Origin of the sequence: Nostoc sp. UIC 10607 (assembly GCF_047228265.1) — a bacterium.
Lineage (GTDB): Bacteria > Cyanobacteriota > Cyanobacteriia > Cyanobacteriales > Nostocaceae > Nostoc > Nostoc foliaceum_A.
This window is the reverse complement of the sequence record NZ_JBIQNW010000210.1, coordinates 1-905: the sequence shown is the minus strand read 5'-3', so window position 1 is coordinate 905 and position 905 is coordinate 1. Positions and strand designations below refer to the sequence as shown.

Below are 905 nucleotides of genomic sequence, written 5' to 3'. Positions count from 1 at the left end.
CTGTGGAATCGCAATGGGCAACTGTTACAAACTCTCCAAGGTCATAGCGATTCAGTTAATAGCGTGGCATTTAGCCCCGATGGTCAAACCATTGCTTCTGCCAGTTTAGACAAGACGGTGAAGCTGTGGAATCGCAACGGTCAACTGTTAAAAACTCTCCAAGGTCATAACAGTTTGGTTTTGGGCGTGGCATTTAGCCCCGATGGTCAAACCATTGCCTCTGCTAGTTATGACAACACGGTGAACCTGTGGAATCGCAACGGTCAACTGTTAAAAACTCTCCAAGGTCATAGCAATTCAGTTTTGAGCGTGGCATTTAGCCCCGATGGTCAAACCATTGCCTCTGCCAGCTCAGACAAGACGGTGAACCTGTGGAATCGCAACGGTCAACTGTTACAAACTCTCCAAGGTCATAGCAATTCAGTTTTGAGCGTGGCATTTAGCCCCGACGGTCAAACCATTGCCTCTGCTAGTTATGACAACGCGGTGAACCTGTGGAATCGCAACGGTCAACTGTTACAAACTCTCCAAGGTCATAGCGATTCAGTTAATAGCGTGGCATTTAGCCCCGATGGTCAAACCATTGCCTCTGCCAGTTCAGACAACACGGTGAACCTGTGGAATCGCAATGGGCAACTGTTACAAACTCTCCAAGGTCATAGCAGTTCGGTTAATAGCGTGGCATTTAGCCCCGACGGTCAAACCATTGCCTCTGCCAGTTATGACAAGACGGTGAAGCTGTGGAATCTTAACAGGCAACTGTTACAAACTCTCCAAGGTCATAGAAGTTCGGTTTTGGGTGTGGCATTTAGCCCCAACAGTCAAACCATTGCCTCTGCCAGTTATGACAACACGGTGAACCTGTGGAATCGCAATGGGCAACTGTTACAAACTCTCCAAGGTCA

The 905-nt window shown here is 48.1% G+C and carries 1 protein-coding gene; it reads left to right on the top strand.

The genetic code is table 11. The features are described from left to right. Positions 1-905, top strand: a 905-nt coding sequence (locus tag ACEYW6_RS36440; RefSeq protein ID WP_412983644.1) for a WD40 repeat domain-containing protein, incomplete at both ends; no start/stop codon positions are given.